The sequence below is a fragment of the Sphingobacteriaceae bacterium GW460-11-11-14-LB5 genome, assembly GCA_002151545.1.
Lineage (GTDB): Bacteria > Bacteroidota > Bacteroidia > Sphingobacteriales > Sphingobacteriaceae > Pedobacter.
In genome coordinates, this window is record CP021237.1 from 1095808 (window position 1) to 1121890 (window position 26083).

Below are 26083 nucleotides of genomic sequence, written 5' to 3' on the forward strand. Positions count from 1 at the left end.
CGCATAGGGAATGATACGTATTAGGCTTTAAACTAAGCCTAATACTTTTTTTCCTTCAATACCCTGAGCATTGCCATTTGATTTGGCATTTTCCATTTCAGTTCAGAGATCAGTGTTGCCAAAAATATCATGCCGCCACCAATTAATAGCCTCGATGTAATTTCTTCTCCCAAAATAAAATGTGCAGCGAAGGCTCCGAAAATAGGTTCGAAAAGATAGATGATGGATACCCTTTCTGCACTAATGTACTTTTGAGAAATATTCGATATGGTGTACATATAAGCCGTTGAGAATAGTGCGCAAAAAATAATACCCATCCAAAATGTTTCCTGCTGCGGAATCCAGGTGGTGTTTCCCTGAATAAAGGTTAATAGAAAAGTGAGTATGGCGCAAGTGGCAAACATGGGCACAATGGTCGGAATAATATCACCCGCCATCGATTCTTTTTCAATCTGGATGAGATAAATGGCAAAGCAAAAAGCACCAACAATGGTATACAAATCGCCAGTTCCGATACTGAATTGATCCGTAACCGATATGACAAACAGGCCAATGAGTGCGGTACATGCGGCAATCCATATTTTTAACGCTGCAGCTTTTCGGTAAATAAAAAGTTTAATCACCGGAATCATCACCACTGTTATTCCAGCTACAAATGAACATTGTGAAGCTGAAGTGTGTGTAATGCCCAATGTTTGCAAATAAATGCCCAATACCAGTGGAATAGCCAGGCTGGCGCCTGTTTTAATGGTTGTTAAATCTAATTTCTTTACATGTTTCCAGAAAATAACCGATAATACCATTGTGGCCAGAAAAAAACGATAGCATAAAAATAGGACTGGCTGGTGCTGGCCAATAGCCAGCTTGGTAACTGAAAAGGAAATGCCCCAGAATGCGGTGCCTAATATCAATAAAATTAAAAAGAGGTTTCTTTTTTCCATCAGGATACTTTTAATTCGTTTTCGTTAACCAATATTTTTTTCATCATCAAATCTGTTTGCTCATCATCGCCTAGCCAGAACTTATGTTTATCGAAAGCAATAAAGCCATTTTTTTCGTAGAACTTTAAAGCCCTGTAGTTTTCTTCCCATACACCCAGCCATACATAACTGGCCTGTATTTCGTGGGCAATATCAATGGCTTTCTGGTAAAGCAGCTGGCCAACTTTTTGACCATAAAATGCTTTCAGAAGGTAAATCCGTTCTATTTCAAGTGCATCAAGATCCAGCTTTTCGGTTTGTGCCTGCCCAAGGTTGATTTTTAAATAGCCAATCACTTTTCCATCAAGCAGGGCAAAATAAAATTGAGAATCCGTATTACTCAGTTCCCCTGTCAGTTTTTCTTGCGAAAAGCTGTTTTCGAGATAAAATTCCATGTTTTCGGCACTATTTACCGCTGCAAAAGCCTCATAAAACGTTGTTCTACTGATCTCCTGTAATTTTTCGATATCAGCTATTGTTGCCCTTTCGATTGTGATATGCTCCATGCCACTAAAGTAGGAACTCTTTAAATGTTATAAAATGCTATTTTCTCATTTATTAATGCGTATTTTGCATTAATGGATCTTCAGCGAATCAAGTATTTTTTGGCCTTGTCAGAACAGCTTCATTATTGGAAAACGGCAGAAAAGGTAAATATCACACAGTCAGCCCTTAGCCGCCAAATTCAGTCGCTTGAAAATGAATTGGGTTTACAGCTTTTTGAACGTAATAAACGTAATGTGAAGCTCACTCCGGCGGGTAAATTCTTAAAAGAAAAGTGGGAAGTCGAATTAAATGAAATCGAATATATCCATCAGTTTGCCAAACAGATCCATTTAGGCGAACGCGGAACGATTACCATTGCACATCCTGATTCGATATCGGCTTCCATCATGCCCGATATTTTAGCGAAGATTACAGAGGCCTTTCCACAGCTCCAAATTAAATTGGTACAGGTTTTATATGAAAATCAACTCGATTTTCTGAAAAATTATAAGATCGACCTCGCCATTACCCGCGATATAACCAGCGAGCAGGGTATTAAATCGAAAAAAATATATTCCGATCACCTGGCTTTAGTGGTTCCCTTAGAACATGCTTTTAAAAGATTCGAAGATTTATCTAAGGAGAGCCTTAGGGCGCAAAAATTTATCCTGCCCACTAAAGATGAGGGCAGTAGTTACAGCGAGATTATTCAGGCACTTTTCAAATCTTACGATTTTGTGCCGGATGTATTTCTGCATTCCGAATTTGGATCAACCATTATTGCACTGGTGCGCAAAGGACTGGGAATAGCGATTTTGCCCGATTCTTATATGCACCACCAAAGTCCGGGGCTGCGCTTTATCCCGCTGCCCTTTAAAACCGATATATTGATCAATTGGCGGGCCGATGACCATAATCCTGTGCTGGCGAATATTCTAAAACTTGTTTTTGGAGATTAGAATGATGGTTTGACGCATTTAAATGCCGGTAAAATATGTGATGGCAGATACCGTTGAGCATTATCATTTTGGGATGATGATGCAGACTACCTTTCTTTTTATCCAATATTAAAAGAAGAGAAAAGGAATGAGGCAAACACCGTTTTTAATCAAAAAAAACTTTTATAGCAGTATATAATTTACATTTTTTAGGCAAAAAAAGCATTCAGTTTAAATAACTTTGTTTTTGAATGAAAAGAATCGGGAAATCGATTTACCTTGTTTTAAACCAAATAATTTAAAATGCTTTTAATTATTCTCAACATTATTTTTTGCATCTCGTTTATAGGATTTGCCTATGTAAATTTAAATGATAACGATGCTTTTCTTTGGGTATCTATCTATTTAAGCGCCGCAATATGCTGTGGATTGGCTGCTGCAGGTAAATTTTACCCTTTTGCTTATCTGTTTTTAACTGCTTTCTATTTAATTTATGCTGCTATCCTTTTTTTTGCAAAAGATGGTGTACGAGATTGGATGATGAAATATAAGCGGCCAAGTCTGGTTGAAAGTATGCAGGCCACTAAACCTTATATCGAGCAAACGAGAGAATTTTTTGGGCTGTTGATTATTGCAGGTGCCTTGTTAATCAATTATTTTGTTTCGGCGGGTATCACCAGCTAAGCGATTATTCAGATACTTTATGAAACGTGATGATACGATGGCTATCCAAGAAGCTTTATCAGCGATTGTAAAAAGCAATGTGAGTGCAGATAGCCAAAACTGGTTAGAAAGTGTAATACAATCGGCTGATCAAAGCAATAAGATCAGTCAGGCATTTGTGATGGTGCCACGCAAAACAGGGAAATCGGTTATTCAGCTTAACGAGGCTCAAAAGGTTTCAATAGCAGCGGCTGGGATCAGCTATATCAGTAACTGGACTATTGACAGGCTTTGCCGCGTTTGGCTGTTAAGCAATTTAAATGCCGCAGATCAGGAGAAATTATATGCAACTGTCGATCGGTTGTTCCTTTCGGCAGAAATGAGTGAGGCCGTGGCTTTATATTCGGCATTGCCATTTTTGGCTCATCCTGAAATTTGGGTTAAACGTTGTGCTGAAGGGATCAGGAGTAATATCGGATCGGTTTTGGAAGCGATTATGGAAAACAACCCATACCCTTCAGAAAATCTGGACGATGCCGCCTGGAACCAATTGGTGCTGAAAGCTTTTTTTACAGAAAAAGATATCAGGCACATTGTTGGTTTAGATGAACGCGCCAACCTGGAACTTGCATTAACTTTGATAGATTATGCAAATGAACGCTGGGCTGCCGGACGAAAGGTGCACCCACAACTTTGGCGTTTGGTTGGTAAATTTATCAATGCAGAAATTTTTGAGCACCTTAAAGTTGGTTTGATGCATTACGACCAGATTGAACAACGGGCCATTGCACTTGCCGTTGCTCAGTCTGATTATCAACCGGCAAAAGATTATATTCATACTTTTCCTGAACTTAAGCTGGCCCTTTCAGAAGGGAACTTAAACTGGGATTCATTTTAACCATTAGACATTCAAAACAGAAATATATGTGTTGCAGTAGTTCAATTGAAAGAGATAAAGCATTGATGGGGGAGCCTGAAGCGTTCGATATCAGTGCGGTAAAGGGGATGAAATTCTTCGACCCACATGTTCACATGACTTCGAGGACAACAGACGATTATCAGGCGATGGCCGATGCAGGTGTTGTTGCCTTGATAGAGCCTGCATTTTGGCTGGGGCAGCCACGTACCGGATTGGATAGCTTTAGAGATTATTATAGCAGCCTGATCGGTTGGGAGCGTTTCCGTTCCTCACAGTTTGGTATCAAACATTATTGTACCATTGGACTAAACTCGAGAGAGGCCAATAACGAAAGCCTGGCAGAACAGGTAATGGAAATATTGCCTTTGTTTGTCTATAAAGAAGGCGTAGTGGGAATAGGAGAAATCGGTTTCGACGATCAGACTGCTGCCGAAGAAAAATATTACAGGCTACAGCTCGAACTGGCTAAAGAAGCAGGTTTACCTATACAGGTGCACACACCACACCGCGATAAGAAAAAAGGCACGCAGCGGAGCATGGATATTGCCTTGGAACATGGCCTCGATCCGTATAGTGTAATTATCGATCACAACAATGAAGAGACCGTAAAAGAGGTATTAGATAGAGGCTTCTGGGCTGCTTTTACCATATATCCGTTTACCAAAATGGGTAATGAGCGTATGGTGGAGATTGTTAAACAGTACGGCCCGGAGCGTATTATGGTGAATTCTGCTGCCGATTGGGGCATCAGCGATCCTTTGGCTGTACCTAAAACTGCGGCTTTAATGAAAATGCGGGGTTTAAGCGATCAGGATATTGAACTGGTTACTTACCGCAATGCCATTACTGCATTTGCACAGAGCGGACAGCTGGATGAAGCCGATTTCAATGCGCAAAAAAATGTAGACCTCACTGAAAAATTCGAAGGTAACACCATTTTGCGCGGCGGACAACAGCCAAGAACAGATAAATCGTCTATCATCATCAGCTAAAGTATTGAAAAAAATAATTGTCTATCTGCGCATGATGCGCCCTGCCAATATTGTTACTTCAGTTGCAGATATTTTAGCGGGAATTGCCATTTCTGGTGTTTTAAGCAGTGGGTTTTCCATTCCATGGTTATCTATTGTGCTTTTAGCCGCATCAACAGCCTGTTTGTATGGAGGAGGAATCGTTTTCAACGATGTTTTTGATGCCGATCTGGATAAAATAGAACGCCCGGAAAGGGCCATCCCGAGTGGTTTGATCAGTTTGCAAAATGCAACCATTTTAGGAAGTCTGTTGCTTTTTGCTGGAATAACCCTGGCTGCGTTAAATAGTTTAACATCGGGATTATTGGCACTTTTAGTAGCCGTTTTCGCTTTGCTTTATAATAAATTTGGCAAACACCATTCTTTTTTCGGACCATTGAATATGGGCCTATGCCGTGGTTTTAACCTGCTGTTGGGTTTGAGTATTGTGCCAGAAATGCTTTGTAGTCATTATTACCTGGCAGTTATTCCGGTTATTTATATTTTTTCCATTACGATGACCAGCCGGGGTGAAGTTCACGGAGGCCATGCTAAAAACTTGTATTTGGCGGCCTTTCTATATGCAATCGTGATCTGCGCTATTGCTTATTTTGCTTTTGTAAACGATAGGTTGTTGTGGTCGCTACTGTTTCTGGTTCCTTTTACCTTTATGATTTTCAGGCCACTTTTAAAAGCAATAAAAGAACCTATCGGTAAAAATATCGGCGGAGCAGTAAAAGCTGGCGTAATTTCACTTATTTTGATGGATGCCGCCTGGGCCGTAACTTTCGATGCCCAGATTTTGGCTTTTATTATTGCAGCTTTATTGCCATTATCCATGTGGCTCTCTAAATTATTCGCCGTTACTTAACCATCAAACACACATTACCAAATTGATATGGAACATTTACATCAATCCTTTACGGTACAATATAATTATAATGTTTTCTTTACTTCATCGCTCTTTTTGCCAGAAAATGAACTGTTGAACAGTTTTTTAGTTAATCTAAATCCGGCAGTTGCAGTAAAAAAGATTTTATTTGTAATAGATGAAGGTGTGGCAAATGCACACCAGGACCTTAATAACCAGATTAAAGCATATTTTTCAAAATACCCTCAAACGCAATTGGTTCAGGATATCTTAGTTATCCCTGGGGGAGAACAGGTGAAAAACGACACGCAATATTTTGATCGGGTATTGGAAGCCATTAATGTTCATGGAATTGACCGGCATTCGTTTGTTGCTGCCATTGGCGGCGGGGCGGTGCTCGATATGGTGGGTTATGCGGCTACGGTTGCACACCGCGGGATTAAACACATCAGGATTCCAAGTACTGTGCTTTCGCAGAACGATTCGGGCGTCGGGGTAAAAAATGGAATTAATTATTTCAATAAAAAGAACTTTTTAGGCACTTTTTCGCCGCCAGTTGCTGTTTTTAACGATGAAGTATTTTTAAGCACTTTATCCGATCGCGATTGGCGTTCAGGTATTGCCGAAGCGATTAAAGTGGCACTGATTAAAGACCGCGAATTTTTTGAATGGCTGGAGGCGAATGCCACTGCACTTGCACAACGCGATATCACCGCCATGAACTACCAGATCTGGAAATGCGCAAAACTCCACCTGGAGCATATCCGCAGTGCCGATCCTTTCGAAAACGGTTCGGCCCGACCATTGGATTTTGGCCATTGGAGTGCGCATAAACTAGAGTATCTGACTAATTTTGAAGTGAGGCATGGCGAGGCTGTTGCCATGGGTATTGCCTTAGATGCCGTATATTCCAATTTATCGGGCAGGATCAGTACGGAAGACGCGCAAAGGGTAATTAGCCTGATCCATCAACTTGGTTTCGAATTAACTCATCCTTTGTTACAGGTTACTGAAGGCAATAGTCCAATTTTACAGGGGCTGGAAGAATTTAGGGAACACCTTGGTGGCGAATTAACCATCACTTTGCTTACAGGCCTGGGTAGTGGAGAGGAAGTGCATGAAATTGATGCCGATATTTTAAAACAAGCTGCCGAAATTTTAAATAACCAAACGGCTATTATTCAACATTAAACGATGAAATTAACTTCCGGACATTTAACCTTCTGTACCAATATTTATGCAGGCGAAAACTGGATGGCACATTTTGCGGTGTTAAAAGATAGTTTTCCGGTATTAAAAGCCCAGTTATCACCAGATGCACCTATGGGCATCGGTTTACGCCTTTCCAATCTCGCCAGTATCGAATTGCTGGAAGAAAATCACCTGGAAACATTTAAACAATGGCTTAAGCAGGAAGGTGGGTATGTATTTACCATGAACGGATTTCCCTATGGTGGTTTTCACCATACCAGGGTTAAAGATAAGGTACATGCGCCCGATTGGACGACCAGAGACCGCGTTGCATATACACTTCGTTTAGCTGAAATCCTTTCCGAATTACTCCCGGAAGACTTAGATGGTGGGATTTCGACTTCACCATTAAGCTATAAACCCTGGTTTAAGGATACTTTAGAGAAGGAAAAAGCTACTACCACCGCAAGCACACATGTTTTAGCAGTTGCACAAGGTTTAGCAAAAATCCATCAGCAAACAGATAAAATGATCCACCTCGATATCGAACCAGAACCAGATGGTTTTTTGGAATCTGGCGAGGAATTTATCAACTGGTTTGAAAACGAGCTTTTACCAATTGGAAAAACATATTTTGCGGAGCGATCGGGCTTAAACGCCAATGAAGCAGAAAATTTAATCAAAATGCATATCCGTTTGTGTTATGATGTTTGTCATTTTGCAATCGGATATGAACCACATACGGCCATCATCAAAGAACTGCAGGAGAAAGGGATTAAGATTGGGAAAATTCAGATTAGTGCGGCATTAAAAGCAAAATTACCTGCCTCTCTTTCAGCAAGAACAGCTGTATTAGATCAGTTAGGCCGTTTTGATGAACCTACTTACCTCCACCAGGTAATTGCACGAAAAAATGACGGTACGCTATTGCGTTATCCTGACCTGTCGGATGCACTGGCAGCGGGTGAAAATCCTGAAGTAGAGGAGTGGAGGGCACATTTCCATGTTCCCATTTTTGTTGAAGATATGGGTTTGATCCAATCTACACAGTCAGACATTACCGAGGTGCTAAACTTGCAAAAAAACAGTCCTTTTACCACGCATTTAGAAGTCGAAACCTACACCTGGGAGGTTTTACCAACAGCTTTAAAAGCACCTTTGAACGATTCAATCATTAGGGAGCTCGCCTGGGTTAAAAATTTATTATAATTTAAGAAATATGCACAAAACCGTTGTTATCGATATCGTAGCCTTATCTACTTCCGTAATTGGAACGCATACACCTTTTCTTCAGCGATATATTTCCGAAAACCATTTAACTACCGTCGAGCCTTTGTTGCCGGCAGTTACCACAGCTGTACAGTCGAGCTATTTAACGGGTAAATATCCTTCAGAAAATGGCATTGTGGGTAATGGATGGTACGATGATACGGATAGTGAAATTAAATTCTGGAAACAGTCTAATAAACTGGTGAATGCCGAAAAAATATGGGATCAGGCTAAAAAAGAAGATCCGGATTTTACCTGTGCCAATATGTTCTGGTGGTACAACATGTATTCGACAGCCGATTTTTCGGTAACACCACGTCCCAATTACCTGGCCGATGGCCGTAAACTACCCGACTGTTATTCTCATCCGGCAGAACTACGCGACCATTTACAAAATAAACTGGGGCAGTTCCCCTTGTTTCAGTTCTGGGGCCCTGGTGCAAATATTAAATCAACCAGATGGATTGCAGATGCGTCGATGGAAACTGAAAAACTCCACAATCCTACGCTTACCTTAATTTATCTGCCCCATTTAGACTATTGCCTGCAAAAGTTTGGCCCCGAGCTCGATAAAATCAGTACTGAACTGAAAGAAATCGACCAGGTAGTAGAAGAATTGGTTCGTTTTTATGAAAGCAGGGGTGCACGCATCATTTTGCTTTCTGAATATGGTATTGCCCCTGTAAATAAGCCAATCCACCTTAACCGTTTGTTCAGGGAAAACGGTTTGATTCAGATCCGTGAAGAAAGAGGGTTGGAGTTACTCGATCTGGGTGCTTCTAAAGCATTCGTAGTGGCCGATCACCAGGTTGCACATGTTTACATTAATGATAAAAGTGTAACGGAGCAGGTGAAGGCTTTATTGAAAAGTGTACCAGAAATTGAATTGATACTGGATCAGGCAGGACAAGAGAAACACCACATTAACCATGAACGTTCAGGTGATCTGGTGCTTACGGCAAAAGAAAACAGCTGGTTTACCTATTATTTTTGGCTTGACGATGCTAAAGCGCCGGATTATGCGCGGGTAGTTGACATTCATAAAAAACCTGGCTACGATCCTGTAGAAATGTTCATGACTTCTAAATTGAGGGCAGGATACAAACTTTTAAGGAAAAAAGCCGGTTTCCGTTATGTGATGGATGTCATTCCGCTCGATGCTACACTGGTTAAAGGGTCGCATGGCAGCATTAATGTAGCTGATCGATTTAAACCTGTTCTGGTTACCCCAAAGGCAATCGATAAAACCTTACATGCACCGGATGTTTATCAGGTGATCTGGGATAGTTTGACTGTTTGAAAAAGAATGATGTTCTGCTGATCTGATCGTTATCGAATCAGCAGGACAATCATATTTAAGAAGCATCTTGTTGAATCCAGGTTCAAATAAATTAATCTTTTTAAGGACCTTACCTAAAAGATTATTCCCTTACAAACCTGTACCCGCAACCTTCGAAACAAGGAGGGTTAAGCTGTAGCGATTTTGCCGAAACCTTGTACTGATAAATCATCGGCATTTTATAGGTGTTGCTGTAAACCTCCATTTTTACACTATCCAAAATCCGGAACGAAAATAAATCCGGAAGTGCATCGCCTTCAAATTTACCGGCATTATCTGCTGATTTGTTTAGAATAAGATATTTGATCTGGCCGCTTACCTTTTTATACCTGCCACTTCCATCCCCGGGATCCTGCATCGTTTCGGTGAGTTTCCACTTACCATAAACTTCACCAGGCCCATCGTTATCTTTATCGTTTTTTTTGCATGATACATACAAAAGGCCTGTTACAGCCAGGAGGAGTAATAATACCTTTTTCATAAAGCTTTAATTTATAGCTTATACGGTACAGCAACCAAAAACGCTACTAAAAACTTTTTTTTCGTTAATTAAGCATTGAAATTCCATCATCCATTTACATCTACTGTCTTACATTTTCGATAGTCAATCTTACATTTTTACATCACTCATCGCTTTATGTACCTTTCTCCCGTACGACCAATAAAATACAATCGGATACACAAAAAGGTTAAACAAGGTATTGGTAATTAACCCACCAATAACTACAATGGCCAGTGGTTTACTGGCTTCGGAACCGATTCCGGTAGAGAGTGCTGCTGGCATTAAACCAATAGCGGCCATTAAGGCCGTCATTAATACCGGCCTAAATCTGCTGGCAATCCCATCACGCATGGCATCGGTAAAAGTCCACGTGGCGTGGTGTTTCAGCTCGGTGATGTTGGTTTTGAAGCGGGTAATCAGGATCACACCGTTCTGCACACAGATACCGAATAATGCTATAAAACCAATGCCTGCTGAAATGTTAAAGTTTACACCTGCGGCCAACAGCGCCAATATGCCACCGATCATGGCAAAAGGAACGTTATTGAGTACCAATAGCGCATCCCTAAAATTGCCGAAAAGCACAAACAGGATAAAAAATATCAGCAACAAACTTACCGGAACAGCCTGCGATAAACGTGCAATGGCTCTTTGCTGGTTTTCAAAATCACCGGCCCACTCGAGCTGATAGCCCTGTGGCAATTTGATTTTTGCATTTACTTTTTGTTGTGCTTCGGCAATTACGCTGCCCATATCACGGCCTCTGATGGAGAATTTGATCGCCCCATAACGCTTGTGCTTATCGCGGTAAATCATACTTGGTCCGGTAATTTTACGGATACTCGAGATTTCGCCCAATTGAACATTTGAACCCGATAGCGTTGGTATACGTAATTTACTGATCGAACTTTCGTCATTCCTAAAATCTTCGGGATAACGGATGATGAGATCAAATTTGCGTTCACCTTCATAAATCTGCGTAGCGGTTTTACCACCGATCGCCATTTCGATCACTGCATTAGCATCTGCTGTGCTTACGCCATATAAGGCCATTTTTTTCTGATCGAGATTAATCTGTAATTCTGGCTGCCCCAGATTCCTGAGTATACCTAAATCTTCAATACCCTCTACCGTTTTTAAAATATCTTCTATTTTTTCCTCTTCCTTTTCGATGTACTCGAAATTTTCGCCAAACAGCTTCACTACAATTGATCCTTTTACACCTGAAACAGCTTCTTCTACATTATCAGAAATTGGCTGAGAAAAGTTAAGGCTGATACCAGGAAAGCGCTTTAATTTCTCCTGCATCCGCTCAATCAGCTGTTCTTTAGTCTGTTTCTGTCTCCATTCTTTTCGGGGGTAAATATCCACGTGGAATTCCATGTTGTAAAAGCCCGTTGCATCCGTTCCATCGTTTGGCCGGCCAGTCTGAGACATCACTTGTTTTACCTCTTCGAAACTTAAAAAGATCTTTCTCATCTCGTTCGAAAGTTTTTTGGTTTCGTCCAACGAAATACTCAACGGGCCAGTAGCACGCACATAAATGGAGCCCTCATCTAAACTGGGCAAAAATTCTGTCCCCAGAAATTTAAAACTAAAAGCACCTAAAAACAGCACTACAATAGAAATTCCAAAAACCAGTTTCTTTTTTTTGAAACAGAGATCGTAAAATTTAAGGGTTGCTTTGGTAATCCATTCTAAAAAGATATTGTGTTTCTCTTTTACATCCTTTTTTAGAAGTACGCTGGCCATGGCCGGTACAAGTGTAAAGGTTAAGATTAAAGCGCCCAATAAGGCAAAACTTAAAGTCCAGGCTAGGGGAGAGAACATTTTACCTTCCACTTTTTCAAAGGTGAAAATGGGGAGCAAACCAGTAATGATGATCAGTTTGGCAAATAAAATGCCTTTTCCGTTTTCTAAACAGGCTTTTTTAATAAAACCGAGTTTGCTCATTTTATTAAACTTTTCCATGCCTACTTTTTTGGCTTTTGCATCCAGCACGACGAAAATTCCTTCAACCATTACTACGGCGCCGTCTATAATGATCCCGAAATCAATTGCACCCATAGAAAGCAGGTTGGCTGGCATGCCTTTTAATTTGAGGCAGATAAACGCAAAAAGAAGTGCTAAAGGAATGATAATAGAAACGATTAAGGTGGTGCGCCAATCAGCCATGAAGAGGAATACGATTAGGGTAACAAATAAAATCCCTTCAAGCATATTGCCCATCACGGTGTGTACGGAGTAATTAACCAGATCTTCGCGGTCGTAGAAAGGTTTGATTTTTACATCATCAGGCAAAATACTGGAATTGATCGTATTTATTTTTTCTTTCAGCCTGGCAATTACATCACTTGGATTACCGCCCTTCCTCATTACAATAATGCCTTCAACCACATCGGGATCTTTATCGCGGCCAACTTGCCCTAGCCTTGGCAAAGCCGATTCTGCCACATCGGCAATGGTTTTAACATAAACAGGAGTGCCATTAATATTATCAACCACCACATTTCTGATTTCGTCGATATTGTTGAGCACGCCGATACCGCGCACCACATAAGCCTGACCACTTTGTACAATTACATCGCCGCCCACATTGATGTTGCTTTTAGATACCGCTTCGAAGAGTTCCTTCGCACTTACACCATATTGGATGGCTTTTTGTGGATCAACAGTAATCTGGTAGGTTTTTACCTCGCCTCCAAAACTTACTACATCAGCAATGCCCGAAACAGATAAAAGTTCTCTTTGTATCACCCAATCCTGTAAGGTTTTTAACTCACTTACAGATTTTGTGTCGCTAGATAAGGTATAACGGAATATTTCACCAGTAGGCCCGTAAGGTGGCTGTACTTCGGGTTGGATTCCTTCGGGCAGGTCTGCTTCATCGAGGTGGTTGTTTACCTGTACGCGTGCTTCAGCATAATCTATATCATCTTCGAAACTTACTTTTACAATGGATAAACCAAATAGGGAAGAAGAACGGATGCTGGTCCGTTTTTCGGTAGGATTCATGGCAATTTCCAAAGGTCTGCTTACAAACTTTTCTACCTCTTCGGCACTTCGGCCTGGCCATTGGGTAATGATGGTGATATTGGTATTGGTAACATCAGGAAACGCATCAATGGTGGTGTGTTTGAAGCTTAAATAACCTGCCAGAATTAAGAGAAAAGTGGCAAAAAAGATGAAATATTTATTCTTCAGTGCAAAGCCTATAATGCTTTTTATGAATTTATTCATTTTTGAAATCTAGGAATGAAAAGAAATTATTGAGTTTTTAGACTTTCGAACAAGAAAACCTGTTTAGACGCGATGATGCGATCGCCGGCCTGTACACCTTTGCTGATGTAGGTTTTGTCGGCTGTTTTCCGCCCGATTTCGATCTCCTGGACCCTCACTTTGTGGTCCTGACCTAAGACTAGCACATAATTTTTGTTTTCATCGAAAATAACTGCCCTTGAGTTTAATACCGGAAGATCGATGGCCGAATTTGCTGAAACTTTTACCGTTCCGAGCATACCTGGTTTTAATAAAAATTCATGATTTGGGATCACAACCCTTGCATTCATTACCTTGCTATCCTGATCTACCTGATTATATAATTTCTCTATTTTTCCTTTAAAAACCTTGTCGGGATAGGAGAGGGTAAATAAACTCACTTCATCACCGGCTTTAACACGCGAAATATCCGATTCGTAAATGTTGATCATAGCCCAAACATTGGAGAGATCGGCAATAGTAAAGAGGCTTTTGTTGTTGTCGCTGCGTAACTGCATATTTTGGGTTACGTTTTTTTCAATCACAAAACCATTAATGGGCGATTTAATAGCATATAATCCGGTACTGCTTCCACCATTGAGTTTTAATACGGAGTTAGCCCTTTTGGCTTCTGCTTTTTTAATCTGGTAATCGTTTTTGGCTTCATCGAGCTCTTTTGCCGAGGATAAACCACTTTGAAAAAGCTGCTCGGCCTGTTTTAACGATCGCTCAGTATTTTTAAGTTCGGCGTTTGCGGTAATTACCTCTTTGTCAAATCCGGCCATTTCAGAACTATTTACCGTGGCCAGCGTTTGTCCGTTCACAACCTGATCGCCCAACCTTACACCAACGCGATTTACGATGCCGCTTACCATCGGAAAAAGTTCTGAGCGACGTTCTTCATCTGCTGCAATTTTGGCTGAAAACATCAGTTCTGTTTTGCTGTTGGCCTGTTGCACGGTATCAATCAGCAAGCGGTTAATCAGGGAATCGGTAATGGCAAATTTATCGTTTGGCACGGTCGTTTTATGTTCGTTGCAGGAAAATATTAAACTGCTTGCAGCAATGAGTACAGTGTTTTTATAAAGATTTTGCATGAGATTTATTTAAAAATATTAGAACCGGTTACATAATTGAGCTCAGCACGGGTGCTCATTCTTTCGAATTGGAGTTTATTCAATTGTAGCGTATTTTCTTTGTAGGCATCATAGAGGTCTAAAAATTCGATCAGGCTGATGTTCCTTGCTTTGAAATTTTTAATGAGGGCAGAAATGAGTATATTAAAATCGGTACTAAAGGCAGGATCGATCTCTTGGTACAATTTTTCGTTGCGTAAAGCGGTTTTGTAGCTGTTAAATACTTCATTCTCGAGTAGGGCTTCCTGTTTTTTGATGTTCAAATCGGCTGCAGCTATACCAACTTGGGCTTTTTTAATTTCACCCTGGTTTCTGGAGAAAAGTGGAATGGGAATTTTGATGCCCAAACCTGTATATTTTTCAGGATAATTACCTTTTAAATCATAACTAAGGCCGATTTCTATATCGGGAATGGCCATAGCCTTTTGCAGTTTTAAATTCCGCATGTTGTAAAGGAGCTCGGTTTTGGCTAATTTAAGGTCGGCGCGGTTGGCTCTTGCAGAATCTAATAAGGAACTGTAAGGGATTTTATCGAGCAATCCGCTCTTAAAATCTGCTTGATCTACAATTAAAGAAAGTGAAATATTGGCATCCAAACCACAGAGTAGCTTAAGGTCTTTGTAATGATCTTCCAGGTCGTTCAGTAAGCCCGCCTGTTCGGCTTTAAGATTGATTAACAGTGATTTAATTCTGATGACATCTTTTGCGGCAATATTGCCCATTTTTAACTGGATATTATAAGCTTTTAATAATTGATCGGTAGAGCTGATCTGTTCCTGATACAGTTTAACTGATTGTGCGGAGAAATAGGTTTTATAAAACGTGTTGACCAGTTCGAATTTTAATGTTCGCATCAGATCGAAATATTCATATTCGGCTAGCTTAACCCCGGTTTGAGCCAGTTTGATGTTTTTATTGCGTTTGCCAGCAAGTTTGAATAGCTGCGAAATAGAAGCCGCGTATTGTCCGTAAGCATAAGAGGTTTGCAGGAATTTCTTTGTTTCGTGGTTGTAAAACAGATTTTCGTATTCAAGGGTAGGATTATCAAAGAGTTTGGCGGTAATAATTTCGGCCTTTGCCTGATCGATCTCGTAATTACCGGCCAGGAGATCATAATTGTGTTTTAAAAAAAGGCTTTCTGTTTTACTAAGGGTTAAGCTTAGCGTATCTTTTTGTGCAAAAGTTGCTCCAGGCCTGATCGCCAAAAAGAAAATGAGCAACGTACATATTATTCTCATATGGCAAAGCTATCCTTGCCGAATTAAAGGGAGATTAAACGGAAATTAAAAGGGAATTAAAGTTGGGACGCTAATTGTCCTGCTGAATTTATTTTAGCATCTATTCTGTCGCTAAGACCCTGAAATGAATTCAGGGTGACGATCGAGTTGTAAAATTAGAATGAAGTAATAAATAGCTACTAAAGCTTTGTCAATCTCACCGTAAAAGTGCAACCTCCTTTTTCAAGATTTGTGGTAGTTATTTCACCTTTTAGCAGATCGATAATTTTTTGAGCCATATAAAGTCCCATTCCTTCGCCATGACGACCAAAATCTTTTGCCCGCGTATAAAAGGGTTTGAAAATATTTTCCTGTTCCTCAGTAGCGATACCTGTTCCATTGTCCGTAATGTGAATGAGAAAGTCATTTTCAGCTGCTTCAACAACAACGCTTACCTGTTGATTGTCAGAAAATTTAAAAGCATTTGAAATGATATTATCCAAGACAATTTGTAATAGTACAGCATTGGCCAATATTTCAGGTTTTGGATCAATGGGATTTTGATAGGTAATTTTAAGGTCAAGGTTTTTCTGCGCTTTCCACTCAGATTGTATTTTGAGAAGCAGGTGGTCTAACCTGATTGGAATAAGTTGAGAATTGATCAGTTCCAGATCCATTTTTGCAAGAGCGAGCAATCCGGTAATGATGTGTTCCATTTTCTCGGCATCTTCGAGCATAGAAGCAATTACCTTTTCATAAGCTGTATGGTCTCTTTCTTTGGATAAAGCTAATTCAGCATTCATCATGATCCGCGTTACGGGTGTGCGAAGTTCGTGAGAGGCATTGGCCACAAAGGTTTTCTGTAAAATAAAAGCCTGTTCCAGTTCTTCCATTAAATGATTGAAGCTTTTGGCAATCAGGTTGATTTCATCTTTATTGTGCTTTTCTTCTACCCTGAACTCCATGTTCTGCGAGCCCGCCTGTTTTACTTCCTGCATAAACTTTTGTAGGGGTTTTAGCATATTTTGTGCAATCCACCGGCTCAACAATAGCACGATGAGGAAAATTAGAATGAAGATGAAAATCATGATCTTCAATAACTTATCGAGCCTGTTGTGCGAGCCTTGATCATCTGCTGAAGCCAGGATTACAAAGTCGCCCTGATTATCTTTGTAATAAATGCCAACTACCTGCCGCTGGCCATCAGTATATTTTAAACGGCCTTTTTTGCGAACTTCATCGATAGTAGAATTAGTCCAGTATTGAGCAGAATCGCCAATAAAGGTGGCCCTGTTTTTATTGTCGTAAATGCGAGTAACTTCGCCGTTTAACTTTTGCAGGTATTTATGGCGCACATTGTTCAACGCATCCCGACTAATTTCGTCGGCTTCGAGGTAAAGTTTGGCCGTAACCATGGTACGGTCGGTGAGGCGCTCGAAAAAATCTGCTTCCAAAAATTTCATGAAAGTAAAATACACAGTACAAAGTACAGCAAACAGCAATGAGGTGCTGATCAATGTAAAATATAATGCTATGCGATCCTTTATTTTCATTATTTCAGGATATAACCCATATTGATTTTGGTGTGGATGAGTTTCCGTTCAAAACCCTTTTCGATCTTTTTTCGTAAGAAATTGATATACACATCAATTACATTGGTTCCGGTTTCGAAACTGATGTCCCAAACTTGCTCTGCTATAAATTGCCGCGAGAGTAAACGGTTGGGATTGTGCATAAACAGTTCGAGCAGCACAAATTCTTTGGCGCTAAGTTCAATGGTTTTTCCTCCACGGCTTACTTCTTTGCTGTAAGTATTGAGCACTAGGTCTTCGAAATATAATTTATGATCAGTTTGAGCGGTAACAATAGGTTGTCTGCGTAAAAGTGCAGCAACTCTTGCCAGGAGTTCTTTCAGGTGGAAAGGTTTTACCAGATAATCATCAGCCCCAGCTCCCAGGCCTGTAACCTTATCATCAATAGCACCCAAAGCGGTAAGCATCAAAATCGGTGTTTGCACGGCATTTCCACGGATGTGTTTACAAAGCTGAATGCCGTTAAGCCGCGGCATCATTACATCGATAATGAACAGGTTAAAGCTTTCGCCCAAGAAAAGCTCCAGTGCATCAATACCGTTGGCTACAGTAAACACCTGGTAATCGTTTTCTTCGAGTGCCGATTTTAAGAGTTCAGCAATTTTAGGGTCGTCTTCAGCTATTCCAATCTTTAGCATCCGACAAAAGTAACCATCTCATCTTAAAATGGGATTAAAATGGTTAATTTGTTGATTGTATTATATTTGAATATACAAAATTGATCCGTTCCAATCAACATCCATAAAAATGTTCGAAACTTTTGATCAGACCAACTTCCACCAGCTTTGTAATTTAGTAGGCAGCAGCGATGCATTGAATATACAAAATTGATCCGTTCCAATCAACATCCATAAAAATGTTCGAAACTTTTGATCAGACCAACTTCCACCAGCTTTGTAATTTAGTAGGCAGCAGCGATGCAGATTTACAACCCATCTTGGATAAATATGGATACCCACCTTTCTGGTCGAGACCGAATACTTTCGAATCACTTATACATATTATCCTGGAACAACAGGTTTCTTTGGCATCAGCATTGGCTGCCTTAAATAAGCTGAAAGAAAAGATAGGAGAAGTTGTGCCTGAACGCTTATTTTTGCTTACCGATCAGGAATTAAGAGATTGTTATTTCAGTCGGCAAAAAACGATTTATGTTCGTCATTTGGCCGAAAGCCTGATCAGTGGAACATTGTCTTTAAGCAAAATGGAAACAATGGACGATGTAACTATTAGAAACCAGCTTAAAAGCATTAAAGGTATCGGCGATTGGACGGTAGATATTTACCTGATTTTTACTTTGCACCATACCGATGTTTTTCCGATCGGTGATTTGGCTGCGGTTAACTCATTAAAGAAAGTAAAAGGCTTGGAAGCAGGGCTTAGTAAAGAAGAAATATTGGCAGTAGCTGATCAATTTAAACCTCACCGAACCATTGCTACAATGTTGTTATGGCATGCTTATCTGGAAGAAAGGAAAAAGAAATAGCTTAGTTAAGCGCGTTACGTCATTCCCAACCCGATAGCTATCGGGTTGATTGGGAACCACAGTGTGCTCATGAAGATAATCTTAATGCCAAATACTAGTGCTTTAAGATTACCCGCCTGCGCGGGAATGACGCGTCTTGATGAATTGAGTATAAATATTTACAACAAAGCCCTATCCAGGTGTACGTAACCGCCATCCACATGGATCAGCTGGCCTGTAGTATGACTGGATTTATCTGATAATAAGAATACCGCCATGCTGGCAATCTCATCCACACTGGTCATTCTGTTTTCAAAAGGGATTTTATCGGTAATGTTCTTTAGTTTTTCATCACGGTCTTCAAAAGAGTTAATCCATTTCTCGTATAACGGAGTCCAGGCTTCGGCCACAATAATGGCATTAACACGAATGCTAAATGGCAACAATTCTACTGCCCACTCGCGGGTTAAGGCATTTCTGGCACCGTTAGATGCGGCATAACCAGATGTTCCACCTTGTCCGGTTTCTGCAGTTTTGCTACCGATATTTAAAATCGAACCCTTGCTTTGTTTAAGTGCAGGCAGGGCATGTTTGGCTAAAAGGTAATAATGCACCACATTTTTATGTAGCGATTCCATAAAACCTTCATAAGTGCCATTTTCAAGGCCAACACCATCGTTAACTCCAGCATTGTTCACTAAGCCATCTATTCTGCCATATTTTGCCAATATTGCATCAACAATGGTTTTGCAGCTTTCAGGTGCGGTAAGCTCTGCCGTAAAATAATCTGCTTTTAAGCCTAGATCTGTTATTTCCTGAAGCATTTTCAGGTTATCATTTTCGTTACGGCCAATAATGATGGGGAAAGCATTTTCAATAGCTAAAGCTTTCACAATTGCTGCGCCAATGCCTTTTGCGCCACCGCTCACCAGGATTATTTTGCCGTCTAAATTTAAATTCATATTTGGTTAATGTTTTGTTGTTATAACTGCTGAGCGCAAAGCGTTTAAGTTGAAAGCATTACGAGGTTGTATCATAAATGTAGATTTGTCATCCTGAGCTTGTCGAAGGACCTATTTAAACTCTCTTAAGGTGTTTCGACTACTTGTCCCGATTCTTCGGGAAACTCAACATGACAGCATCTGACCTGAATTGCCTGTATCATGCTAACTCAAATTTAGCTCAGGACATACATCTTTCCTCTTCCCTCGTCCATCTTCCATGTTAAAGGCTTACGCCTCTTTTCCAGGGGATAAAATCATCCTGATTAAGTTGTACCGCTTTAGGGATCTCCTCGCCGCTGGCCACTTTAATACAGTATTCCAATATATCTTCGCCCATTTCGTTAATGGTTTTTTCGCCATTGATTACAGCGCCTGTGTCGATATCGATAATATCACTCATGCGTTTCGCCAGGATCGAATTGGTTGCTACTTTAATGGTGGGGCAAACCGGATTTCCGGTTGGAGTACCCAAACCGGTGGTGAATAAAATTAAGGTTGCGCCGGCAGCCGCTTTACCTGTAGTTGCTTCCACATCATTCCCTGGTGTACAAACCAAACTTAAGCCTGGTTTAGTGGCAGGTTCAGTATAATCTAAAACATCGACAATAGGCGCGGAGCCTGCTTTTCGTGCAGCACCTGCCGACTTAATCGCATCGGTAATTAAACCGTCTTTAATGTTGCCTGGAGAAGGATTCATGTAAAAACCAGAACCCACTTTATGCGCCAGATCATCATATTCCGTCATTAAACGGATAAACTTTTCGGCGGTCGGCTGATCCACAGATCTATCAATCATTTCTTGTTCTACACCACAAAGTTCAGGAAACTCGGCCAATAAGACCTTGGCGCCTAAGGCCACCAATAAATCGGCACAATATCCAACAGATGGATTGGCTGAAATGCCGCTAAAACCATCGCTACCGCCACATTTTACACCCACACACATTTTGCTTAATGGTGCTGCTGCGCGCGCTTGTTTATTAATGAACATCAATCCTTCAAAAGTACTGCGGATAGAATTTTGGATTAATTCTTCTTCGCTTTGTGCTTTTTGCTGCTCGAAAATTAAAAGGGGTTTATCAAAATCAGGATCAAGTGCAAACAAGTCGCGTTTAAAATCTTCTACCTGCAAATGCTGACAACCTAAACTTAAAACCGTAATACCGGCTACATTGGGGTGATGGGCATAAGCCGCCAATAATTTGCTCAGCGTATCCGAATCCTGACGTGTTCCGCCACAGCCACCATTATGTGTGAGGAATTTAATCCCATCTACATTTTTAAAGGTTCGGCTGGCTTTATCTACTTTAGGCTCGAAACTAATGTTATGGATATCTTCTCCATTCTCGTAGGCCTGAACCAGTTTGTGGGTGTAAGATTTATATTTATCATCTACTGCATAACCCAGCTCACTATACAGCGATTCTTTAATGATATCGAGATTTCTGTTTTCGCAAAATACAGTCGGAATAAACAACCAATAGTTTGCGGTACCCACTTCGCCATTTTTACGGTGATAACCATTAAAACTGCGGTTGGCATATTTACTAACATCAGGTGCTTCCCATTTATAATTAACATTGCGATAGGCAAATGGCTCTGCTGCATGTTTGGTATTCTCCACATTCATTCGCATACCCGCTTTTACATCAAACTGTACCTTTCCAACCAAAACGCCATACATCATTACCTCATCGCCTGCTTTCATATCCTGCATAAAAAATTTATGCTTGGCAGGGATTTCATCAACAGTAACGTAGGTATTTCCTTCATGCACTATTTCGGTGTTTTTAGGTAAATCTTGTAACGCAACCAAAACGTTATCTGCATGGTTAATCTTGATGACTAATTTTTTCATCTATTTATAATCTGTTTTTATCGGTTATGAAGCCGTGATGATTTTATATTCGTTTTGAAAAATCATGATGGCTCATTGTATATTATACTTCTAAACTAATTTCTTTTTCAATGTGATTGGGTTTCCATCCTTTCCAGCCGAAGTAGAAAACCACTAAAAAACATACAAAAGGCACTAAATACCCATATTGTATATTGTGTGTTGCATCTGATATTAAACCCAATACCGGCGGTAAAAAAGCACCGCCAACAATTGACATTACAATTAACGACGAACCCAGTTTTGTATCCTTGCCCAGACCTGCTATACCCAATGAGAATATGGTTGGGAACATGATCGACATAAAGAAAGAGACGCCGATTAAAGCATAAACGGTAATCATGCCGCTTGCAAAAATAGATACGAGGGTAAGTACAGCACTGATTAATGCGTAAAGCATTAACAATTTATGGGCAGCTACGTATCTCATGAAGAACGTTCCAGCGAATCTGCCAACCATAAAAGCCAGGCCTGCTGCACCGGCATACCATTTTGCTGCATCCTGACTGATACCAGCCGATGAGGTGACGAAACTGATAAATAAACTCAATACACAAACCTGTGCGCCTACATAAAAGAATTGCCCAATAATGGCCCAGCGTAAATGGCTATGGCCTAATACATGACTAAAACTGCTTTTTTCCTGGGCATTTTCTTCTTCCTTAATATCAGGCAGCTTGGTGAAAATAAACAGGATGGCTACCACAATAATCAGAATGCCTAAAATTAAATAAGGTGCTTTTACCGTCGAGGCCTCTTCAAGCATATAAGCCTGTTTTTCTAAAGGCAACATTTTCGCCAACTGGGCATCGGTATATTTTACTTCTGTAAAAATAAATTTACCACCGAGTACGGGGGCTAAGAATGCCGCTAATCCATTAAATGACTGAGAGAAGTTTAATCGTTGGGTAGCGGTTTCCGGTGGCCCTAACACGGTAACATAAGGATTTGCCGCGGTTTCTAAAAAGGTTAAACCACAGGCGATAATAAAAAGTGCGCCTAAGAAAAATATATACTGTGCGGTATTTGCTGCGGGTATAAATAATAAACAGCCGATGGCGAACAAAACAAGGCCCAGTATAATACCGCTTTTATAGCCGTACTTGCGCATAATATAGCCTGCAGGCAGTGCCAGTAAAAAATAAGCGATAAAAACAGATGAATCGACCAGGGTAGATTCGAAAACGTTTAACTGGAAAGCTTTGCGCAAATGCGGAATTAATACCGGATCGAGGTTATGGACAAAGCCCCAGAAGAAAAACAGGCTGGTGACCAAAATTAATGGGAATAAGTATCCCTTGCCGTTTTTTGGCGTATCGGATACCTGAAAGTTTGTTGATGGTGTGTGGCTCATATGATGTTTGGTTATAAATGGTTAAGCAGGTTCTGCCAAGATAAAAATAGTTAAACTTCTGGCTCCGTGGGCACAATGATCAATTTAAACCAGGTTTTTCCAGCAATGCTAAGCTTGCAAAGGCAACTTTAGGATACAACTGGTCTATATTATAAGGAATAAATAATCCAACTTTCATAAAATGTTTTTAGTGAGTTGTTGCTTTACAAATTAAGCCGTTAAGCGTTAATAAAAATTTAACTTTATTACCTAATTATTAAATGATATTGGCTCAATTTTTTACATTGCAAAATAATTTTGCATATTAGATTGATTTTTTAAGATTTTATGAAACCGCATTTACTTAATGTATCTACTAATTCGGTAGATTCTTTTAGCGCTCGAAGAGATGTTATGCCCGATATAAACAACCGCTGGCATTACCACTCTGCTTTAGAATTGATTTACGTTAAAAAAGGCAGAGGAACGCAGTTTATTGGCGATAGCATTAAAAATTTTAAGGATGGTGATGTTGTTTTATTGGGGAGCAATTTGCCCCATTATTGGCGCTTTGACTCCGAATTTTTTGACGAAAAAGCGGGTGAACCGGTAGATGTTTATGCGATTCATTTTAAAGAGGATTTTTTAGGCAAGGATTTTCTCGAGCTTCCAGAAAATCAGGAAATCAAAAAAGTTTTGCTGCAATCGCGACAAGGCATTCAGCTGCAAGGAATTTCGAAAGAGCGGATTGCCAGTTTAATGCCGCAGATTATTGAGGCTACAGGTACGATGAGGATTATAAAAATACTCGAAGTATTAACTGAAATAGCCAATTGCGAAGAAAAAAATATATTGGTTTCATTAGGATTTAAACCAAACTTTTTGGAGAACGAAAAAGACAGGATCCAGTCTATTTATAACTATACCATCAGCAATTACAAAAATAAAATAGAACTAAAGGAAATTGCTGCGGTAGCTAAAATTAGCCCCAATTCGTTCTGTAAATTCTTTAAAACTAAAAGCAGAAAAACGTATACGCAGTTTCTGAACGAGATCAGGGTAGGGCAGGCCTGTAAATTATTGATCGAAAATGATCTTACGGTAAAAGAAATCTGCTACGACTGTGGGTTTTATAATTTTACCAGTTTTCATAAATATTTTAGAGAAATAACTGGCAAAACGCCATTAAAATACCAGCAGGCTTTTTCTAAGCAATAGTGTTTTTTGATGTTTGGTACAGATTAAAGCATTTATAGCCCCGATTGCATCCATCGTGTGGACACAACTTTGTTAGCCTGTATTGTTTGCACATAGTCCAAAGGCGTTTGTTATACTGTCCCGAAGCTTCGGGATCAGCATTTTTCCTTGCTATTAAGCCCCCTTGTTCTTAAATAAACTATCTTGTTGGTTTTTTTTCCGCTCTCTGCCGCGGGGGCATGGTAGTTTTTCGCAGATTATGTTGTTTTTATTTGTGCTCAAGAATGCTGGCGCATTTTGGAGCGCCAAAGTACCCAAAGCGCTTTGTCAATCCGGCAATGTGGCTTTTCACTACCCCATGCTCATCAAAAAAACAGCGGCACTTCGTTTAATCAGGAATTGTTTTTCTTTTCTTTGGTCTGATTGAGCCCTTCGGGGTTTGTGTTCATACCTTTTAAAAACTGGGAATCATGATTATTGAACACAAAACCACTGCGTTTAAGGTTTGGTAGTGCTATTTGTTCTATTCTGCAACTGTTTTTTTGATTTTTCTGCCACTTGGGATTGACGACGTTCTTCGGCAAACTTGAAGTTTATTAACGTTGGTTGGCAAAATGCATAAAAAATCCAAATCAAAAGATGTGTTCATACAATAGGATAAGCGGGACAGCCATTTACCAAGAACCACAAGCTTTGCGCTTCAAAAAAATAAACAGCCAGTCTGAAATATGGTATCTAATTAAACAACGGGCTGGAAAGTCTCAATTCTTAAATCTACCTGGCCTGAAATTTATCTCTATACTGCGTTGGCGTCATGCCGACTGATTTTCTGAACACTTTTCTAAATGCTTTTGGATCGTTATAGCCGGAATTGTAAATCACCTCTGTCATTTGCTGCGCCGTTTGCTCTAATAACTTTTTAGCGGCTTCGATACGGGTTTGCTGAAGATACTCGATAGGGGTAATGCCGATGACCTGTTTAAAGCGACGCACAATATTTCTTCTACTGGAAGGAATATCTTTAATCATCTCTTCAATAGTGGCCACATCCTGGTAATTATTTTCAATTTTTTCTTGCGCAGAGGCAACGATATCGTCATTGTGGTGACGGATAGGCTGGAAGGTGCTAAAATAAGATTGGTTTACGCGGTCCATATCGATCGCAAAAATCTTGGCCACTTTAACGGCCATGTCTTTTCCGCAATGAAGCTGTAAAAGATGCAGTAATAAATGAAAAGTAGAGGTGGCGCCACCACTAGTAAATAATTTGCCATCTTGTGTTACCGTTTTATCAGCCTTTAAATGAACCAAAGGGAATGCAAGAGAAAAAGCAGAGCAGGCATCAACATGTGTGGTGGCCGCTTTGCCATCCAACAGTCCCGATGCGGCAAGTAAAAATGCCCCGGTACAAAAGGTCGCAATTTCGGCCCCTGCTGCATGTTGTTTATTTAACCATGGGATATAACCCCTGTTGGCCCCAATGCAGTCTTTAATATCATTGGTTGCAAATGATGGCACTAAAATCAATTCAAACTGCCCGGTTTTTTGCAAAGGCACGCAAGGATGTGTACTAAAATTATAATTTTTATCGTCGAGGGTAATTAAACTAATGTTAAATGGCGTTTCAAGGGCATCTTTTCTGTAAAAACCATTAACTGTATCAAATACGTCTAAAATAGCCGCTATGCTTAATAATCTGAAATTTTGGGGCAGTAAAACACCTACTTGTATCATTTGGTTAAAAATTAAGGTATCGTAAATATATAAAAATTGTCTGAAATGCCCCTTAAGATTGACTTTTACGGCAAGGGTGTTC

General features: G+C 40.1%; 23 protein-coding genes. 10 read left to right on the forward strand and 13 right to left on the reverse strand.

All coding sequences use genetic code 11. The features are described from left to right. Positions 1-38: 38 nt before the first annotated feature. Together CA265_04580 and CA265_04585 are read right to left on the reverse strand one after the other, a co-directional pair. Complete coding sequence (locus CA265_04580) at positions 39-941, reverse strand: EamA family transporter (GenBank protein ID ARS38989.1); 903 nt, start codon at positions 939-941, stop codon at positions 39-41. Then, on the reverse strand, positions 941-1486 hold the full coding sequence (locus CA265_04585; GenBank protein ID ARS38990.1) for a GNAT family N-acetyltransferase: 546 nt from the start codon (positions 1484-1486) through the stop codon (positions 941-943). Before CA265_04585 ends, CA265_04580 begins: the two co-directional genes overlap by 1 nt. 72 nt (positions 1487-1558) lie before the next feature. Here CA265_04585 and CA265_04590 point away from each other — a divergent pair, with 72 nt between their 5' ends. The 8 genes from CA265_04590 to CA265_04625 all read left to right on the forward strand — a co-directional run bounded on the left by CA265_04590 (position 1559) and on the right by CA265_04625 (position 9627). After that, on the forward strand, positions 1559-2425 hold the full coding sequence (locus CA265_04590; GenBank protein ID ARS38991.1) for a LysR family transcriptional regulator: 867 nt from the start codon (positions 1559-1561) through the stop codon (positions 2423-2425). A 282-nt stretch (positions 2426-2707) separates the two neighbouring features. After that, entirely contained in the window at positions 2708-3088 is a 381-nt protein-coding gene (locus CA265_04595) for a hypothetical protein (GenBank protein ID ARS38992.1), read from the forward strand. 19 nt (positions 3089-3107) lie between these two features. Continuing rightward, a complete protein-coding gene (locus CA265_04600) occupies positions 3108-3965 on the forward strand; it encodes a hypothetical protein (protein ID ARS38993.1) in 858 nt (285 codons plus the stop codon). Positions 3966-3991: 26 nt separating this feature from the next. Continuing rightward, the gene (locus tag CA265_04605) at positions 3992-4978 is read left to right on the forward strand and encodes a hydrolase TatD (protein ID ARS38994.1); all 987 of its coding nucleotides are present in this window, start codon (positions 3992-3994) and stop codon (positions 4976-4978) included. Positions 4979-5012: 34 nt separating this feature from the next. Continuing rightward, positions 5013-5867 carry a polyprenyltransferase gene (locus CA265_04610; protein ARS38995.1) on the forward strand — a complete coding sequence of 285 codons (855 nt, stop codon included), beginning with the start codon at positions 5013-5015 and terminating at the stop codon, positions 5865-5867. 27 nt (positions 5868-5894) lie between these two features. Further along, positions 5895-7058, forward strand: a complete 1164-nt coding sequence (aroB, locus tag CA265_04615) for a 3-dehydroquinate synthase (GenBank protein ID ARS38996.1) — start codon at positions 5895-5897, stop codon at positions 7056-7058. Positions 7059-7061: 3 nt separating this feature from the next. Next, positions 7062-8267: a xylose isomerase gene (locus CA265_04620; protein ARS38997.1), complete on the forward strand. Its 1206-nt coding sequence runs from the start codon at positions 7062-7064 to the stop codon at positions 8265-8267. A gap of 10 nt (positions 8268-8277) precedes the next feature. Then, a complete protein-coding gene (locus CA265_04625) occupies positions 8278-9627 on the forward strand; it encodes an alkaline phosphatase family protein (GenBank protein ARS38998.1) in 1350 nt (449 codons plus the stop codon). A gap of 121 nt (positions 9628-9748) precedes the next feature. Here the strand turns inward: CA265_04625 and CA265_04630 are convergent, their stop codons facing one another. From CA265_04630 to CA265_04655, 6 genes are all read right to left on the reverse strand, one after another. Further along, on the reverse strand, positions 9749-10147 hold the full coding sequence (locus tag CA265_04630) for a hypothetical protein (GenBank protein ARS38999.1): 399 nt from the start codon (positions 10145-10147) through the stop codon (positions 9749-9751). 129 nt (positions 10148-10276) lie between these two features. Further along, positions 10277-13408: a CusA/CzcA family heavy metal efflux RND transporter gene (locus tag CA265_04635; GenBank protein ARS39000.1), complete on the reverse strand. Its 3132-nt coding sequence runs from the start codon at positions 13406-13408 to the stop codon at positions 10277-10279. Between the two features lie 26 nt (positions 13409-13434). Beyond that, entirely contained in the window at positions 13435-14523 is a 1089-nt protein-coding gene (locus CA265_04640) for an efflux transporter periplasmic adaptor subunit (GenBank protein ARS39001.1), read from the reverse strand. 5 nt (positions 14524-14528) lie between these two features. After that, positions 14529-15800, reverse strand: coding sequence for a cation transporter (locus CA265_04645; protein ID ARS39002.1), 1272 nt, complete (start codon positions 15798-15800; stop codon positions 14529-14531). Between the two features lie 179 nt (positions 15801-15979). Continuing rightward, the gene (locus CA265_04650) at positions 15980-17332 is read right to left on the reverse strand and encodes a two-component sensor histidine kinase (GenBank protein ARS39003.1); all 1353 of its coding nucleotides are present in this window, start codon (positions 17330-17332) and stop codon (positions 15980-15982) included. Then, entirely contained in the window at positions 17332-18009 is a 678-nt protein-coding gene (locus CA265_04655; GenBank protein ID ARS39004.1) for a DNA-binding response regulator, read from the reverse strand. The genes CA265_04650 and CA265_04655 overlap by 1 nt, the downstream gene beginning before the upstream one ends. Before the next feature lie 218 nt (positions 18010-18227). Here CA265_04655 and CA265_04660 point away from each other — a divergent pair, with 218 nt between their 5' ends. Beyond that, positions 18228-18857, forward strand: coding sequence for a 3-methyladenine DNA glycosylase (locus CA265_04660; GenBank protein ID ARS39005.1), 630 nt, complete (start codon positions 18228-18230; stop codon positions 18855-18857). A 158-nt stretch (positions 18858-19015) separates the two neighbouring features. Here the strand turns inward: CA265_04660 and CA265_04665 are convergent, their stop codons facing one another. The 3 genes from CA265_04665 to CA265_04675 form a co-directional block, all read right to left on the reverse strand. Next, positions 19016-19798, reverse strand: a complete 783-nt coding sequence (locus CA265_04665) for a short-chain dehydrogenase (protein ID ARS39006.1) — start codon at positions 19796-19798, stop codon at positions 19016-19018. Between the two features lie 262 nt (positions 19799-20060). Next, entirely contained in the window at positions 20061-21698 is a 1638-nt protein-coding gene (locus CA265_04670; protein ID ARS39007.1) for an altronate hydrolase, read from the reverse strand. A gap of 82 nt (positions 21699-21780) precedes the next feature. Beyond that, complete coding sequence (locus CA265_04675) at positions 21781-23091, reverse strand: L-fucose:H+ symporter permease (protein ID ARS39008.1); 1311 nt, start codon at positions 23089-23091, stop codon at positions 21781-21783. A 327-nt stretch (positions 23092-23418) separates the two neighbouring features. On the opposite strand from CA265_04675, the gene CA265_04680 reads away from it, so the two are divergent. Then, positions 23419-24288: an AraC family transcriptional regulator gene (locus tag CA265_04680; GenBank protein ID ARS39009.1), complete on the forward strand. Its 870-nt coding sequence runs from the start codon at positions 23419-23421 to the stop codon at positions 24286-24288. A 371-nt stretch (positions 24289-24659) separates the two neighbouring features. Here CA265_04680 and CA265_04685 read toward each other — a convergent pair whose 3' ends face one another. Continuing rightward, on the reverse strand, positions 24660-24851 hold the full coding sequence (locus tag CA265_04685; GenBank protein ARS39010.1) for a hypothetical protein: 192 nt from the start codon (positions 24849-24851) through the stop codon (positions 24660-24662). Positions 24852-25041: 190 nt separating this feature from the next. Next, complete coding sequence (locus CA265_04690; GenBank protein ARS42888.1) at positions 25042-26001, reverse strand: AraC family transcriptional regulator; 960 nt, start codon at positions 25999-26001, stop codon at positions 25042-25044. Positions 26002-26083: the final 82 nt, after the last annotated feature.

What these genes read in the sequence shown, in the direction of transcription:
- CA265_04580 (ARS38989.1), bottom strand. Translation starts at nt 941, where the DNA reads ATGGAAAAAAGAAACCTCTTTTTAATTTTATTGATATTAGGCACCGCA.
- CA265_04585 (ARS38990.1), bottom strand. Translation starts at nt 1,486, where the DNA reads ATGGAGCATATCACAATCGAAAGGGCAACAATAGCTGATATCGAAAAA.
- CA265_04590 (ARS38991.1), top strand. Translation starts at nt 1,559, where the DNA reads ATGGATCTTCAGCGAATCAAGTATTTTTTGGCCTTGTCAGAACAGCTT.
- CA265_04595 (ARS38992.1), top strand. Translation starts at nt 2,708, where the DNA reads ATGCTTTTAATTATTCTCAACATTATTTTTTGCATCTCGTTTATAGGA.
- CA265_04600 (ARS38993.1), top strand. Translation starts at nt 3,108, where the DNA reads ATGAAACGTGATGATACGATGGCTATCCAAGAAGCTTTATCAGCGATT.
- CA265_04605 (ARS38994.1), top strand. Translation starts at nt 3,992, where the DNA reads ATGTGTTGCAGTAGTTCAATTGAAAGAGATAAAGCATTGATGGGGGAG.
- CA265_04610 (ARS38995.1), top strand. Translation starts at nt 5,013, where the DNA reads ATGCGCCCTGCCAATATTGTTACTTCAGTTGCAGATATTTTAGCGGGA.
- aroB (ARS38996.1), top strand. Translation starts at nt 5,895, where the DNA reads ATGGAACATTTACATCAATCCTTTACGGTACAATATAATTATAATGTT.
- CA265_04620 (ARS38997.1), top strand. Translation starts at nt 7,062, where the DNA reads ATGAAATTAACTTCCGGACATTTAACCTTCTGTACCAATATTTATGCA.
- CA265_04625 (ARS38998.1), top strand. Translation starts at nt 8,278, where the DNA reads ATGCACAAAACCGTTGTTATCGATATCGTAGCCTTATCTACTTCCGTA.
- CA265_04630 (ARS38999.1), bottom strand. Translation starts at nt 10,147, where the DNA reads ATGAAAAAGGTATTATTACTCCTCCTGGCTGTAACAGGCCTTTTGTAT.
- CA265_04635 (ARS39000.1), bottom strand. Translation starts at nt 13,408, where the DNA reads ATGAATAAATTCATAAAAAGCATTATAGGCTTTGCACTGAAGAATAAA.
- CA265_04640 (ARS39001.1), bottom strand. Translation starts at nt 14,523, where the DNA reads ATGCAAAATCTTTATAAAAACACTGTACTCATTGCTGCAAGCAGTTTA.
- CA265_04645 (ARS39002.1), bottom strand. Translation starts at nt 15,800, where the DNA reads ATGAGAATAATATGTACGTTGCTCATTTTCTTTTTGGCGATCAGGCCT.
- CA265_04650 (ARS39003.1), bottom strand. Translation starts at nt 17,332, where the DNA reads ATGAAAATAAAGGATCGCATAGCATTATATTTTACATTGATCAGCACC.
- CA265_04655 (ARS39004.1), bottom strand. Translation starts at nt 18,009, where the DNA reads ATGCTAAAGATTGGAATAGCTGAAGACGACCCTAAAATTGCTGAACTC.
- CA265_04660 (ARS39005.1), top strand. Translation starts at nt 18,228, where the DNA reads ATGTTCGAAACTTTTGATCAGACCAACTTCCACCAGCTTTGTAATTTA.
- CA265_04665 (ARS39006.1), bottom strand. Translation starts at nt 19,798, where the DNA reads ATGAATTTAAATTTAGACGGCAAAATAATCCTGGTGAGCGGTGGCGCA.
- CA265_04670 (ARS39007.1), bottom strand. Translation starts at nt 21,698, where the DNA reads ATGAAAAAATTAGTCATCAAGATTAACCATGCAGATAACGTTTTGGTT.
- CA265_04675 (ARS39008.1), bottom strand. Translation starts at nt 23,091, where the DNA reads ATGAGCCACACACCATCAACAAACTTTCAGGTATCCGATACGCCAAAA.
- CA265_04680 (ARS39009.1), top strand. Translation starts at nt 23,419, where the DNA reads ATGAAACCGCATTTACTTAATGTATCTACTAATTCGGTAGATTCTTTT.
- CA265_04690 (ARS42888.1), bottom strand. Translation starts at nt 26,001, where the DNA reads ATGATACAAGTAGGTGTTTTACTGCCCCAAAATTTCAGATTATTAAGC.